Source organism: Enterobacter cloacae complex sp. S2, from assembly GCF_015159675.1.
GTDB lineage: Bacteria > Pseudomonadota > Gammaproteobacteria > Enterobacterales > Enterobacteriaceae > Enterobacter > Enterobacter intestinihominis.
In genome coordinates, this window is the sequence record NZ_JADDTS010000024.1 from 2,214 (window position 1) to 15,430 (window position 13,217).

At 53.9% G+C, this 13,217-nt stretch carries 16 protein-coding genes and 1 tRNA gene; 7 read left to right on the forward strand and 10 right to left on the reverse strand.

Annotated features, from left to right (window positions below; translation table 11 throughout):
- Positions 1-254: 254 nt before the first annotated feature.
- From IPZ49_RS12455 to IPZ49_RS12470, 4 genes are read left to right on the forward strand one after another with little or no spacing between them, the layout of a single operon-like run.
- Positions 255-863 (forward strand): tyrosine-type recombinase/integrase, encoded by a 609-nt coding sequence (locus tag IPZ49_RS12455; protein ID WP_048218522.1) that lies wholly within the window; start codon positions 255-257, stop codon positions 861-863.
- Complete coding sequence (locus tag IPZ49_RS12460) at positions 853-1,053, forward strand: hypothetical protein (RefSeq protein WP_045623671.1); 201 nt, start codon at positions 853-855, stop codon at positions 1,051-1,053. The genes IPZ49_RS12455 and IPZ49_RS12460 overlap by 11 nt, the downstream gene beginning before the upstream one ends.
- Before the next feature lie 5 nt (positions 1,054-1,058).
- On the forward strand, positions 1,059-1,256 hold the full coding sequence (locus IPZ49_RS12465; protein ID WP_045623679.1) for a hypothetical protein: 198 nt from the start codon (positions 1,059-1,061) through the stop codon (positions 1,254-1,256).
- Positions 1,238-1,546 (forward strand): hypothetical protein, encoded by a 309-nt coding sequence (locus tag IPZ49_RS12470; RefSeq protein WP_022649298.1) that lies wholly within the window; start codon positions 1,238-1,240, stop codon positions 1,544-1,546. Before IPZ49_RS12465 ends, IPZ49_RS12470 begins: the two co-directional genes overlap by 19 nt.
- A gap of 392 nt (positions 1,547-1,938) precedes the next feature.
- Here the strand turns inward: IPZ49_RS12470 and IPZ49_RS12475 are convergent, their stop codons facing one another.
- From IPZ49_RS12475 to actS, 3 genes are all read right to left on the reverse strand, one after another.
- A complete protein-coding gene (locus IPZ49_RS12475) occupies positions 1,939-2,307 on the reverse strand; it encodes a hypothetical protein (RefSeq protein ID WP_029497222.1) in 369 nt (122 codons plus the stop codon).
- 564 nt (positions 2,308-2,871) lie between these two features.
- A tRNA-Gly gene (locus tag IPZ49_RS12480) sits at positions 2,872-2,945 on the reverse strand.
- 80 nt (positions 2,946-3,025) lie between these two features.
- On the reverse strand, positions 3,026-3,766 hold the full coding sequence (actS, locus tag IPZ49_RS12485; RefSeq protein WP_063146502.1) for an amidase activator ActS: 741 nt from the start codon (positions 3,764-3,766) through the stop codon (positions 3,026-3,028).
- A 163-nt stretch (positions 3,767-3,929) separates the two neighbouring features.
- Here actS and idi point away from each other — a divergent pair, with 163 nt between their 5' ends.
- Positions 3,930-4,472: an isopentenyl-diphosphate Delta-isomerase gene (gene idi / locus IPZ49_RS12490; protein ID WP_032676492.1), complete on the forward strand. Its 543-nt coding sequence runs from the start codon at positions 3,930-3,932 to the stop codon at positions 4,470-4,472.
- Between the two features lie 48 nt (positions 4,473-4,520).
- Here the strand turns inward: idi and lysS are convergent, their stop codons facing one another.
- The 5 genes from lysS to xerD form a co-directional block, all read right to left on the reverse strand.
- Complete coding sequence (gene lysS / locus IPZ49_RS12495; protein WP_022649302.1) at positions 4,521-6,038, reverse strand: lysine--tRNA ligase; 1,518 nt, start codon at positions 6,036-6,038, stop codon at positions 4,521-4,523.
- A gap of 9 nt (positions 6,039-6,047) precedes the next feature.
- Positions 6,048-7,146 (reverse strand): peptide chain release factor 2 gene (gene prfB / locus IPZ49_RS12500; RefSeq protein ID WP_096147815.1). Its coding sequence is split into 2 segments (ribosomal slippage): positions 6,048-7,070 and positions 7,072-7,146, totalling 1,098 coding nucleotides; the frame shifts between segments, so codons are not numbered across the junction.
- A gap of 90 nt (positions 7,147-7,236) precedes the next feature.
- On the reverse strand, positions 7,237-8,970 hold the full coding sequence (gene recJ / locus IPZ49_RS12505) for a single-stranded-DNA-specific exonuclease RecJ (protein WP_063146503.1): 1,734 nt from the start codon (positions 8,968-8,970) through the stop codon (positions 7,237-7,239).
- 5 nt (positions 8,971-8,975) lie between these two features.
- A complete protein-coding gene (gene dsbC / locus IPZ49_RS12510; RefSeq protein ID WP_022649304.1) occupies positions 8,976-9,689 on the reverse strand; it encodes a bifunctional protein-disulfide isomerase/oxidoreductase DsbC in 714 nt (237 codons plus the stop codon).
- Positions 9,690-9,717: 28 nt separating this feature from the next.
- A complete protein-coding gene (gene xerD, locus IPZ49_RS12515; RefSeq protein ID WP_003863442.1) occupies positions 9,718-10,614 on the reverse strand; it encodes a site-specific tyrosine recombinase XerD in 897 nt (298 codons plus the stop codon).
- 101 nt (positions 10,615-10,715) lie between these two features.
- Between xerD and fldB the strand changes: the two genes are divergently transcribed.
- Complete coding sequence (gene fldB, locus IPZ49_RS12520) at positions 10,716-11,237, forward strand: flavodoxin FldB (RefSeq protein WP_015571793.1); 522 nt, start codon at positions 10,716-10,718, stop codon at positions 11,235-11,237.
- Position 11,238: 1 nt separating this feature from the next.
- On the opposite strand, the gene IPZ49_RS12525 is transcribed toward fldB, so the two are convergent.
- Together IPZ49_RS12525 and sdhE are read right to left on the reverse strand one after the other, a co-directional pair.
- On the reverse strand, positions 11,239-11,649 hold the full coding sequence (locus IPZ49_RS12525; protein ID WP_063146504.1) for a protein YgfX: 411 nt from the start codon (positions 11,647-11,649) through the stop codon (positions 11,239-11,241).
- Positions 11,630-11,896, reverse strand: a complete 267-nt coding sequence (gene sdhE / locus IPZ49_RS12530; RefSeq protein ID WP_003863437.1) for an FAD assembly factor SdhE — start codon at positions 11,894-11,896, stop codon at positions 11,630-11,632. The genes IPZ49_RS12525 and sdhE overlap by 20 nt, the downstream gene beginning before the upstream one ends.
- 294 nt (positions 11,897-12,190) lie before the next feature.
- On the opposite strand from sdhE, the gene ygfZ reads away from it, so the two are divergent.
- Entirely contained in the window at positions 12,191-13,171 is a 981-nt protein-coding gene (gene ygfZ, locus IPZ49_RS12535; protein ID WP_063146505.1) for a tRNA-modifying protein YgfZ, read from the forward strand.
- Positions 13,172-13,217: the final 46 nt, after the last annotated feature.

Consider the following 13,217-nt stretch of genomic DNA (forward strand, 5'->3'; position numbering starts at 1 on the left):
ACATAACCACCGTTTCATGAATCATTTATGAAATTACATTTATTGTTATTTTTCAATCAGTTACAGATATTCGGTGCTGACGGACAGCAGAATTGGGGCGGCCTTGATCACGCCGTTAAGCAACTCAAGCAACCGCGCATACCTTTTGATCATTTCGTGCTCTTCATAACCAAATGTATCGTGCAACATATTGAAAATGATCAATTTCTGATCAATTATGATTTCAACGAAACGAACAAGAGGAGGGATAAAGAATGGAAGGTATCGCAGTTGCGCTTAAAAGCGCGGAGGACGTGAAAGCAGTGGCGGCAGAGCTACGACGCAATACCAGAACAAACCTGTTCTACTGTGCATGGGTGATGCAGTATGAGAGCGCATTACGTATCTCTGACCTGTTAACCCTCACCTGGTCACAATTCAGTGCAGGGAAAACGCATATCGAGGTGAAACAGCAGAAATCTAAACGAAAGGCAGATCCTAATAAGAAGGTGAAACCGCTCCGTATCAAGATTACTGACACCATGCGGAAAATCGTAGAGATGCGGAGAGAGGAACAATCCACTATGCCTGTGAAGACGGATTTCATCTTTAGCAAAGGCGATCTCCGTAGCAGAGGCAACGCCGTAACTCGTAACACTGTGTTCACTGAGTTCAGCAAGATCGGGCGTAGAGTGGGATTCTCTAACGTAGGGTGTCATACCCCGCGAAAATCAAAAGGGCGAATTTTATTCAGTGCAGGTGTGCCGGTTGAACAGATCGCCCTTCTCCTGGGTCATGCTGATCCACGGTCAACGCTCTTTTATATTGGTTACACGCTCGAAGTAGGCGACGAATTGACAGAGGAGTTTAGCCTTGAAATCTAAATATCTTGTGCTGACGCTGGCACTACTGCCAGCCCTGGCAAATGCCGGACAAATAACCCTTGTTCTTAGTGACGAACAGGAAACAGACAACGCGCGGATTTGCGTTTATAGCAACGCCAATTATACAGAGACAGTGACGATCAGACCGTCGCAGCAATGCCGCTACACAATGACCTTTGAAGAGGAGTAATGAGTATGGAGATTATAGAGATGAACGAACACACAACCGCTTTCAGCCCTATTAAGAGCGAAGAAGAATTGAAATTCGCCGTAGCATTTTTGGACATGTGGCAGAGAAGCCAGGAGCACGGCGTGAACTTTGAACAGGTGTTGAAAGATGCAATTCAACAAGCAACACCGAACGAGGATCGTAAATGGGTGAGTATCAAATGACTAACAGTTACGGATTGAAAACGCCTGAACAATGGCAACAAGAAAGTATTCTTGCCCTGCTGTTTCATTACGACCACGTAGAAGCCTGTTTCATGGCAGATGCAATCAAGGTGTTACCAGAAGATCACGACGTGAACAGAGCGGAGGAGTATTTAGAAAGCCTGATAGAATGGCTGGCTGGTAACACGGACGAAAGCGAAATGAGAAAGGCTATCGAGTGTTACAGCGTCAAAGGCAGCGAAGAGCAAACAGAATTTTTCTTAGGTGCAATTCTCGGAGATGAGTATTGAAAAAGGAAGAAGAGCTAATCACCAGCTTTATCTGGTGTGGTGCTACGGTGTGCGTTTATACGCAGGTAGTGAAGTTTGCAGGGACGACGATACAGCGTCATCTGTTACCGAGAAATTTACGCAATGCTGTTAATAGTGCTGTGCAGGATGCTGAGAACATCCCACACAGCGATCCGACAAACAACAAACCACCACGGAGAGTTAGTAATGTCAGACCATCAGATCATAACAATGAGCCTTCGATTACTGCAAGGGGAAAGCAGGTACGCCAGTACAGGAAAGGCTGATATACGTATTCGTGTTCCGGCGATGAAAGGTAGCCAACTGAAAGCCTTGCTTGATTACATACGCGCGTTGAAGTGAAGAAGCGGGGGGCGAGTTGCCCCCTGACCTTATGCCTTGATTAGCCATTTAGGAGGGATTTCGAGCCATTTCTGACTCTCTTCATCGTAGAAAAATACATCATCTACACCGTGTTCAATCAGATTCACTGGTTTCTCACCTATCGGGAGAGACAACTCCTCAATAAGAACAGCCAAAACACTATTCACCTGATCATTGCCATCCCAGGCAACATTTTTTTCCATGTGTTTTCCATGAAATCCATAGCGGATACGTAACTGCTTGTTGGTCATTACCATCCCCCTACTGTTTGCATTGTCTTGGTACATTGATTCAACAAAATCTCGTTGCTCTCCAGTCAAGGCGAGTATCTCCAACAAAAGAGTTAACTCCCTTCGTATTGATTCCTTATCTGACATACCCACCCTTGAGTGATTAAGATTAATCTCAGGTTATACAGGGTGCAAAAATTGTGCAACTAACAGATTTTGGACAATAGAAGCCTAATGCCCGTTGGTGGTAAGACAACACGCGGAGCCGTTAGGCGACAACATCAGGGATATGTCAGACAGTGAAGTTTATCAGGATGACCATGTACCCGAAGGAGCGAGGCCGAACCGCTGGCAGAGCCTACATATCGTTTGTAGGTACGAACACCACCATAAACCTGTTTATTCCCTGCAACGTCATCGCGACGTGTGGCATGTGGGAGCATCGGCAAAAAATGCGCTTCACTGTAAGGTTATGAGAAGTGCGATCCGTCGCTGCCTGGTGTAGGCTTTGCGTTCATTGTTGGGCTATCGCGGTAAGAACTTGAAACCACCGCCGACGATTGGCTACACTCTCATTTCACCGAGTAACCATTCGTGACAAGTGTCAAAGTAGTGAACTATGGTAGAACGCCTAAGCATGTTAGTAAGCACTACTGCGTAACATGCTGAAAGAACCGGAGTTTTTCGAACGGTTCCACAAGGGGAGAGTTCTGGAGCGGGCGAAGGGAATCGAACCCTCGTATAGAGCTTGGGAAGCTCTCGTTCTACCATTGAACTACGCCCGCTTTGAGGTGCGTAAGGCATTATAGACCTTACGCCTCTTCATACAAGCCTTTACCCCACTAAGTGGCGATTAAATAATCACTTAGCACTTCGGTTTACTGCCCTGCGCCGGAAGATAACGCTGCGGATCGATGGCCGTGGCCTTATAGCGAATCTGGAAATGCAGCTTCACCGTATCCGTCCCGGTACTGCCCATGGTCGCAATCTTCTGCCCCGCCTTCACGTTCTGGCCATTATTCACCAACATCGTGTCGTTATGCGCATATGCCGTAATGTAGTCCTCACCATGCTTAATCATGATCAGGTTACCGTATCCACGAAGCTGGTTACCGACATAGACCACCTTCCCGGCCCCTGAAGCGTAAACCGGCGTGCCGCGTGCGGCAGCGATATCAATTCCTTTATTGCCCCCTTCCGAGAGCGAGTACGGCGCAACCACTTTTCCGCTTGCAGGCCAGATCCAGCAGCGCTGACCGACCGGCGGCCAGGATGATTTAGGCACCTGATAGGATGGCGTCACTTTGGCTGTTTTACGCGTTGAGGACTTTTTCCCTGAGGAGGAACCGCCGTTAACCTTGAGCTTTTGCCCTATCTCAATGGTATACGGTGGAGAGATATTATTCAGGCGCGCCAGCTCCTTCACGCTGGTCCCCGTGGCACGTGAGATGCGGTAGAGCGTGTCCCCGCGCTTAACGGTATAGACGGCACCGGAATAACTGCCCATATCCGAAGATTTACTCCCCGAGCATCCTGCTACAAGTAGCGTCAGCGTCAGGCAGAAAATGGCAATGATCGGGTTTCTCGTCAGGCTTCCTGCAAACAAAACAGCTCCTCGGTCAGCGTGAATGGCGCACTATGATAGCAGCCCAAACTGATGCGGGTCATGCCCTTTTCCGCTCTGTGGGCCAAACCGTTCGCATAAGAATGCAGTATAATAATTCCGCTGATGGTGCTGAACCATTAAGCATTATGGCACTGGAGCATCAATGAGTATTCAAGAACACGTTATTTTGGTAAATGACCAGGGAAAGGTGATTGGCACTCAGGAGAAGTACGCCGCGCACACGTCACACACCCCGCTTCACCTGGCCTTCTCTTCATGGCTGTTTAACGCTAACGGAGAATGTCTGATTACCCGGCGCGCCTTAAGTAAAAAAGCCTGGCCCGGCGTGTGGACCAACTCCGTTTGCGGACATCCACAGGCCGACGAAGCGACAGAGCAGGCGATTATCCGCCGCTGCCGCTTTGAAGTCGGCGCCGAAATCATAGACATCACTCCCGTTGCCCCGGAGTTCCGCTACCGTGAAGCCGACCCTTCAGGGATCGTTGAAAACGAAATCTGCCCGGTCTATGCCGCACGCGTAACGAATACCCTCGCAATCAATAGCGACGAAGTGATGGAGTATCAGTGGGTGGAGCTGGACGCGCTCTTCCGCGCGCTAGACGCCACACCGTGGGCATTTAGTCCCTGGATGGTGCAGGAAGCGAACACTGCGCGCGAAAAACTCAGCGCTTTTGCGGCGCAATAAAAAAGCCCCGGCGATGAACGCACGGGGCTTTTTTTACGACTTAACGGCTTATTTCACCGGACGCATCGCCGGGAACAGGATCACGTCGCGGATGGTGTGGCTGTTGGTAAACAGCATCACCATACGGTCGATACCAATACCCAGGCCAGCCGTCGGCGGCAGGCCGTGTTCCAGCGCGGTTACGTAGTCTTCGTCGAAGAACATCGCTTCGTCGTCGCCTGCCGCTTTCGCGTTAACCTGATCCTGGAAACGCTGCGCCTGATCTTCTGCATCGTTCAGCTCGCTAAAGCCGTTACCGATTTCGCGGCCACCGATGAAGAATTCGAAGCGGTCAGTGATTTCCGGGTTCTCGTCATTACGACGCGCCAGCGGAGACACTTCCGCCGGGTATTCGGTGATGAAGGTCGGCTGAATCAGGTGCGCTTCGGCCACTTCTTCGAAGATCTCGGTCACGATACGGCCCAGACCCCAGCTCTTCTCAACCTTAATACCGATGCTTTCAGCGATCGCTTTCGCAGAGTCGAAGTTATCCAGATCCGCCATATTGGTTTCCGGACGGTATTTCTTGATCGCTTCGCGCATGGTCAGTTTTTCGAACGGCTTGCCGAAGTCGAACACTTCTTCACCGTAAGGGACCTGCGTGGTGCCCAGAATATCCTGCGCCAGGGTACGGAACAGGGATTCGGTCAGCTCGATCAGATCTTTGTAATCCGCATACGCCATATAGAGTTCCATCATGGTGAACTCTGGGTTATGACGTACGGAAATACCTTCGTTACGGAAGTTACGGTTGATCTCGAACACGCGGTCGAAACCACCGACCACCAGACGCTTCAGGTACAGTTCCGGCGCGATACGCAGGTACATGTCCAGGTCCAGGGCGTTGTGATGGGTGATGAACGGACGGGCAGAGGCACCGCCTGGGATCACCTGCATCATCGGGGTTTCTACTTCCATAAAGTCGCGGTTAACCATGAACTGGCGAATACCGGCCATGATCTGGGAGCGAATTTTGAAGGTCTTACGGGATTCATCATTAGAGATGAGATCCAGGTAGCGCTGACGATAGCGCGCTTCCTGATCCTGCAAACCGTGGAACTTGTCCGGCAGCGGGCGCAGGGCTTTGGTCAGCAGACGCAGTTCGGTACAGTGGATAGACAGTTCACCGGTCTTGGTTTTGAACAGTTTACCTTTAGCGCCCAGGATGTCGCCCAGGTCCCACTTCTTGAACTGCTCGTTGTAGATGCCTTCCGGCAGGTCGTCACGAGAGACATACAGCTGAATGCGGCCGCCAACGTCCTGTAAGGTCACGAAGGAGGCTTTACCCATGATACGACGGGTCATCATGCGGCCCGCCACGGACACTTCAACGTTCAGCGCTTCAAGCTCTTCGTTCTCTTTACCGTCGAAGTCTGCGTGCAGTTGGTCTGAGGTGTGGTCACGACGAAAATCGTTCGGGAACGGCACGCCCTGCTCGCGCAGCGCTGCCAGTTTCTCGCGGCGGGTTTTCAGTTCGTTGTTAAGATCGACTACCGCGTCAGCGCCCTGTGATTGTTGTTCAGACATGTTGGTTCCTCATAACCCTGCTTTCAAACTTGCTTCGATAAATTGATCCAGGCTGCCGTCCAGCACCGCCTGCGTGTTACGGGTTTCAACCCCGGTACGCAGGTCTTTGATGCGGGAGTCATCAAGGACGTAAGAACGGATCTGGCTGCCCCAGCCGATGTCGGACTTGTTGTCTTCCATCGCCTGCTTCTCAGCATTTTTCTTCTGCATCTCCAGCTCATAAAGCTTCGCTTTCATCTGCTTCATGGCCTGGTCTTTGTTCTTATGCTGGGAACGGTCGTTCTGGCACTGTGTTACCAGCCCGGTTGGAATGTGGGTAATACGCACCGCAGATTCCGTACGGTTAACGTGCTGACCGCCCGCGCCGGATGCGCGGTAAACGTCGATGCGCAGGTCCGCCGGGTTGATGTCGATATCGATATCTTCATCCACTTCCGGGTAGACAAACGCGGAGCTGAAGGAGGTGTGGCGACGGCCACCGGAATCGAACGGGCTCTTACGCACCAGGCGGTGAACGCCGGTTTCAGTACGCAGCCAACCGTAGGCGTAATCGCCAATAATCTTAATGGTGACGGACTTGATACCCGCCACTTCACCTTCGGACTCTTCGATAATCTCGGTTTTGAAACCGCGCGCTTCAGCCCAGCGCAGGTACATGCGCATCAGCATGCTGGCCCAGTCCTGCGCTTCGGTACCGCCAGAGCCTGCCTGAATATCGAGATAGCAGTCAGCGCTGTCGTATTCGCCGGAGAACATGCGACGGAATTCCAGCTGCGCCAGCTTCTCTTCCAGCACGTCGAGCTCTGCCACGGCTTCGTTAAAGGTTTCTTCGTCGTCGGCTTCGACAGCCAGCTCCAGCAGCCCAGAAACATCTTCCAGACCCTGCGCCATTTGATCCAGCGTATCTACGATGGCTTCGAGGGAGGAACGTTCTTTACCCAGCGCCTGCGCGCGTTCAGGTTCGTTCCAGACGTCCGGCTGTTCCAGCTCGGCGTTTACTTCTTCGAGACGCTCTTTCTTGGCATCGTAGTCAAAGATACCCCCTAAGAACGTCAGAGCGCTCCGTGAGGTCCTGAATGCGGTTTTTTACCGGATTAATTTCAAACATGGTCTGTTTTCTTTTATGAGCTTGTCAAAATGCGGTGATAAGAGCGGGATTGTACCGAATCCACGCCCTTTTTTATAGAGATTACTGACGCTAAATTGGCCAGATATTGTCGATGATGATCTGAAGGGTGCGGTTACCGCGGAACTCGTTAATATCCAGCTTATAGGCCAGCTCAACCTCGCGCACGCCGTTGTCCGGCCAGATGGAGGTATCAACGTTAAAGGCGATGCCGTCGAGCAGCGGCCCGCCGCCGACCGGTTCCACCATCACTTTGAGATGGCGTTCGCCCACGATGCGCTGTTGCAGCAAACGAAAACGTCCGTCGAAAAGCGGCTCCGGGAACATCTGCCCCCACGGGCCGGCATCGCGCAGCATCTGCGCCACCTCCATGGTCATTTCAGCCGGAGAAAGCTCGCCGTCAGAAACCACTTCACCCTGCAACAGAGACGGATCGATCCACTCGGTGACCAGTTCGCCAAACAGACGCTGGAACTCCTCGAACTTCGCCTCTTCCAGCGACAGGCCTGCCGCCATCGCGTGGCCGCCGAACTTAATCATCAGGTTCGGATGAAGCGTGTCGAGACGCTCCAGCGCATCGCGCATATGCAGCCCCTGAATGGAACGACCGGAGCCTTTCAGCGTGCCGTCCCCGGCGGGGGCGAACGCGATCACCGGGCGGTGGAAACGCTCTTTAATGCGCGACGCCAGAATGCCCACCACGCCCTGGTGCCATTCGGGGTGATACATCGCCAGCCCACCCGGCAGGTTATCGCCGCTGCGCTCCAGCTTTTCGCACAGGGTCAGCGCTTCGGCCTGCATCCCCTGCTCAATCTCTTTACGGGTCTGGTTGAGTGCGTCCAGCTCACTGGCCAGCACGCGCGCTTCGCCGATGTTGTCGCACAGGAGCAGCGCGACGCCAACCGACATATCGTCCAGCCGCCCCGCCGCGTTCAGGCGCGGGCCGAGGGCAAAGCCTAAATCGCTTGCCGCGAGCTTCAGCGGATCGCGGTTGGCAATTTCCAGCAGCGCCTTGATCCCCGGACGGCATTTGCCCGCCCGAATGCGGCTCAAGCCCTGCCAGGTGAGAATACGGTTATTGGTATCGAGCGGCACCACGTCCGCCACGGTTCCCAGCGCCACCAGATCGAGATACTCCGCGAGGTTCGGCACGGCAATCCCGCGCGATTCGAACCAGCCCTTATCACGCAGCAACGTGCGTAACGCCAGCATCAGATAAAACGCCACCCCTACTCCGGCCAGCGATTTCGACGGGAAATGGCAGTCGCGCAGGTTCGGGTTAATGATGGCTTCAGCGTCTGGCAGGGTTTCTCCTGGCAGGTGGTGATCGGTGACCAGTACCGGGATCCCCAGCGCATGGGCATGATCGACCCCCGTATGAGAAGAGATCCCGTTATCCACGGTCATGATCATCTGTGCACCACGGGCATGGGCCTGATCGACCACTTCCGGGCTGAGGCCGTAGCCGTCTTCAAACCGGTTCGGCACCAGGTAAGCCACGTTATCGCAGCCCAGCGCACGCAGGCTGAGTACGCTCAGCGCGGTACTGGTTGCGCCGTCGGCATCGAAATCGCCCACCACGACAATCCGCGTCCCGTCACGGAACGCGTCGTAGAGCATTTCAGTCGCTTTTTCGATGCCACTCAGCGCTTGCCAAGGCAGCATGCCTTTAACGCTGCGCTCAAGATCGCTTGCCGTACGCACGCCACGGCTGGCGTACAACCGCTTTAACAGCAGCGGAAGCGTATCTGGTAAATCCGCGGTTTCAACCGCATCGCGGCGGCGCAGTTTTATCGGGGCTTTCACGCGAATTATTTACCACCCGTCTGTTTCTGGTGTTCGTCGAGGAACGCTTTCATCTCTTTTGGCCCCTGGTAGCCCGGCACCACATAGCCGTTGCTCAGCACAATGGCTGGCGTACCGCTCACGCCAAACTGTACGCCCAGCGCGTAGTGGTTAGCGATGTCGATATCGCAGGAGGCGGGCTTCACGCCTTTACCGTTCATCGCGTCATCAAAGGCCTTGTTGCGGTCTTTCGCACACCAGATCGCTTTCATATCCTGCTCAGGCTGACTCTGCACGCCAGCGCGTGGGAAGGCCAGGTAACGCACGGTAATGCCCAGCGCGTTGTAGTCTTTCATCTCTTCATGCAGCTTGTGGCAGTAGCCGCAGGTGATGTCGGTGAAGACGGTAATGACGTGCTTTTCCTGCGCCGCTTTGTAGACAATCATCTCTTTTTCGAGCGCATTCAGGTTTTTCATCAGTAGCTGGTTGGTGACGTTCACCGGCTGCGCACCGCTCACGTCGTACATTGGCCCCTGAATGATGTGCTTTCCGTCTTCGGTCACGTACAGCACGCCGCTGTTGGTCAGCACCGTTTTCATGCCAGCCACCGGCGCTGGCTGGATCTCGCTGCTGGCGACGCCGAGTTTCGTCAGAGACTGTTTAATGGCGGCATCATCCGCATGGGCAAAACCGGAAACCGAAGCTGCCAGCAGGGTGAACAGCGCTAAAGACTTTTTCATATATGATCCTGTAACAATTCGTCGGCACTCACGCGCGAGGGTGGTGCTGTTGGTGTAGCTGCCGCAGGCGTTCCGTCGCGACATGGGTGTATATTTGCGTCGTTGAAAGATCGCTGTGTCCAAGCAACATCTGCACCACGCGTAAATCCGCGCCGTGGTTTAACAGATGCGTCGCGAAGGCGTGACGCAAAACGTGCGGCGACAGCTTCTCACTGTCAATACCCGCCAGTGTGGCGTAATGTTTAATGCGATGCCAGAACGTTTGTCGCGTCATCTGCTGCGCGCGCTGGCTCGGGAATAATACATCTATGGAGACGCCGTTCAGCAGCCACGGACGCCCGTGTTCCAGATACGTCTCCAGCCAGTAGACCGCCTCTTCACCCAGCGGCACCAGCCGTTCTTTGTTCCCTTTACCGATAACGCGCACCACGCCCTGACGCAGGCTGATATCGCTCATCGTCAGGCCCACCAGTTCAGAAACGCGCAAGCCCGTGGCATACAATAGTTCAAGCATGGCTTTATCGCGTAACTCCAGCGGAAGGTCAACTGCGGGCGACTGTAATAATCTCTCAACTTGCGCTTCGCTGAGATCTTTTGGCAGCCGCTGAGGCAGTTTAGGCGATGCCAGCAGTGCGCTGGGATCATCCGCGCGGATTTTCTCGCGGTAAAGGTGCTGGAACAGGCGGCGCATGGCGCTCAGCAGACGTGCGGAGCTGGTGGCTTTGTACCCCCCTTCCATCCGCTCAGCCAGTAACCCTTGCAGGTCATCGCTTTGTGCGCTTTCAAGCGTCAGCCCCCGGTGCGCCAGCCACTCGACCAGCAGAGTGAGATCCCGACGATAGGCGCTAAGCGTATTTTCAGCGAGGTTTTTCTCCAGCCACAGCGCGTCGAGAAACTGTTCGATGAGTGCGAGATCCTTTTCCACATCAACCCCTATGGTTCTGCAATCTGGCCATTATGCCTGATTGCCATCGGTTTCTGGTACACTACGCGCAAAGTCATAGCAAGAATTGAGATAGTTACGCGATGAATATTGGTCTGTTCTATGGTTCCAGCACCTGCTACACCGAAATGGCGGCGGAGAAAATTCGCGACATTATTGGCCCGGAACTGGTGACGTTGCATAACCTGAAAGATGACGCGGTTGCCTTGATGGAGCAGTACGATGTGCTGATTCTGGGTATCCCTACCTGGGACTTTGGTGAGATTCAGGAAGACTGGGAAGCCATCTGGGATCAGCTCGACTCAGTCAATTTTGAAGGCAAAATCATTGCGATGTACGGCATGGGCGACCAGTTGGGCTACGGGGAGTGGTTCCTTGACGCACTCGGCATGCTGCACGACAAACTGGCGCCAAAGGGCGCGACCTTTATCGGCTACTGGCCTACGGAAGGCTATGAGTTCACCAGTCAAAAACCGATTATTGCCGACGGTCAGCTGTTTGTCGGGCTCGCGCTGGATGAAACCAACCAGTACGATCTTAGCGACGAGCGCCTCCAGAGCTGGTGCGAGCAGATTCTGGGTGAGATGGCCGAGCAGTTCAGCTGATTTACTCCTGCGTCGGCTGTTGCACGATCAACCGGCGCAGATCTCGCCACTCCGCAGGATCCATACTGTCTGCTGCCAGCCACAGTTGCTGGCGACGATTGTCCTCGACCCGACGCAGCCGTAGCATCATCCCGGTGTTGAGCATCCACGGCGTCCCTATCATTTCCCACTCTTTTCCCTGCCAGCGCAGGCGAGAATCCATCAGCAGCTTAATTTCACCCTGACGGGCGTTGATTCGACGCTGGCTGCGCACGCTGTCAAACACTACAAACGACAGCAAAAGCAGCCACAGAGGGGTATAGCTTAGCGGCCACGGCACCAATAACACCATTGCCGCGACCAGACCGTGGAGCAGTAAGGACATCCACTGTGAGCGCCACGAGACGCGAAGATCAGATTGCCACAGGACCACGTTCCTGATTCCGTGTTTGAATTAATTGCACCATCCGTTGCAACTCGGTGTCGGCGGGCTTGCCGTGATTCATCAGCCAGTTGAATAAATCCGGATCGTCGGACTCAAGCAGACGGACAAACAGGCGCTTATCGTCATCGCTTAAGCTGTCGTACTCATACTCGAAGAAAGGCATGATGGAGATATCAAGTTCACGCATGCCGCGACGGCACGCCCAGTGAATACGGGCCTTGTTGTTAATATCCATGTTCTGTTTCCTGCATTACGTTTGGCACAGTCGGTATCCCGTTCGGTATTCATTATTGCTCTTCGGGAACACCTGCTAGTGTAACGTGTTTTTGACCGTTTCTTTACTGGAATATTGCGAACCTCGAGCAGGCTTCCTGAATAATCCTTATAAAGACAGCGGATTACACTATTTTGCGTAGCGCCACGCATAACCGCGTAATGGCACGAATGGCCTGCTGAAAGCGCTTGCATTGAATACAGTCTCTTTTACCATTAGGTATTATCAAAGCGTTAAGCAATTCAGGACATCACTATGGCATTTACACCATTTTCTCCTCGCCAGCCCGCCGCCTCTGCGCGTCTGCCGCTGACGCTGATTACTCTTGATGACTGGGCACTGGCGACACTGACCGGTGCGGACAGCGAAAAATACCTGCAAGGCCAGGTCACGGCGGACGTGGCGCAGTTGACTGAGCACCAGCATCTGCTGGCCGCGCATTGCGATCCAAAAGGAAAAATGTGGAGCAACCTGCGTCTGTTCCGCCGTCAGGACGGATTCGCCTTCATTGAGCGTCGCAGCCTGCGTGACGCCCAGCTTAAAGAGCTGAAAAAATACGCGGTCTTTTCTAAAGTCACCATCGCCCCGGACGATGAACACATTCTGCTGGGGGTAGCGGGTTACCAGGCGCGTGCAGCGCTGAAAAACCTGTTTGCCGAGCTACCGGATGCCGGAAAACAGCTGATCAGCGAGGGAGAAACCTCCATTCTGTGGTTCGAACACCCTGCGGAGCGCTTCCTGCTGGTAACCGACGAAGCATCGGCGGAACGCGTCACTGACGCCCTGCGCGGTGAAGCACAGCTCAACAACAGCCAGCAGTGGCTGGCGCTGAACATCGAAGCGGGCCTGCCGGTTATTGACGCGGTAAACAGCGCGCAGTTTATCCCGCAGGCGACAAACATCCAGGCGCTGGGTGGTATCAGCTTTAAGAAGGGCTGCTACACCGGACAGGAAATGGTGGCGCGTGCGAAATTCCGCGGCGCGAACAAACGTGCCCTGTGGACGCTGGCTGGTCACGCCAGCCGTGTGCCGGAAGCGGGTGAAGATCTCGAGATGAAGATGGGCGAAAACTGGCGCCGTACCGGCACCGTGTTAGCCGCCGTCCAGCTCGATGATGGCCGCCTGCTGGTGCAGGTTGTCATGAATAATGATATGGAGCCCGACAGCGTGTTCCGCGTGCGGGATGATGCAAACACGCTCAGCATTGAGCCGCTGCCGTATTCACTGGAAGATTGATGCTGTATCGCCCGGTGTTGATATTCTCCCTCTCCCTGTGGGCTGA

What these genes read in the sequence shown, in the direction of transcription:
- IPZ49_RS12465 (WP_045623679.1), top strand. Translation starts at nt 1,059, where the DNA reads ATGGAGATTATAGAGATGAACGAACACACAACCGCTTTCAGCCCTATT.
- ygfZ (WP_063146505.1), top strand. Translation starts at nt 12,191, where the DNA reads ATGGCATTTACACCATTTTCTCCTCGCCAGCCCGCCGCCTCTGCGCGT.
- idi (WP_032676492.1), top strand. Translation starts at nt 3,930, where the DNA reads ATGAGTATTCAAGAACACGTTATTTTGGTAAATGACCAGGGAAAGGTG.
- dsbC (WP_022649304.1), bottom strand. Translation starts at nt 9,689, where the DNA reads ATGAAAAAGTCTTTAGCGCTGTTCACCCTGCTGGCAGCTTCGGTTTCC.
- fldB (WP_015571793.1), top strand. Translation starts at nt 10,716, where the DNA reads ATGAATATTGGTCTGTTCTATGGTTCCAGCACCTGCTACACCGAAATG.
- lysS (WP_022649302.1), bottom strand. Translation starts at nt 6,038, where the DNA reads ATGTCTGAACAACAATCACAGGGCGCTGACGCGGTAGTCGATCTTAAC.
- IPZ49_RS12470 (WP_022649298.1), top strand. Translation starts at nt 1,238, where the DNA reads ATGGGTGAGTATCAAATGACTAACAGTTACGGATTGAAAACGCCTGAA.
- IPZ49_RS12475 (WP_029497222.1), bottom strand. Translation starts at nt 2,307, where the DNA reads ATGTCAGATAAGGAATCAATACGAAGGGAGTTAACTCTTTTGTTGGAG.
- sdhE (WP_003863437.1), bottom strand. Translation starts at nt 11,896, where the DNA reads ATGGATATTAACAACAAGGCCCGTATTCACTGGGCGTGCCGTCGCGGC.
- IPZ49_RS12455 (WP_048218522.1), top strand. Translation starts at nt 255, where the DNA reads ATGGAAGGTATCGCAGTTGCGCTTAAAAGCGCGGAGGACGTGAAAGCA.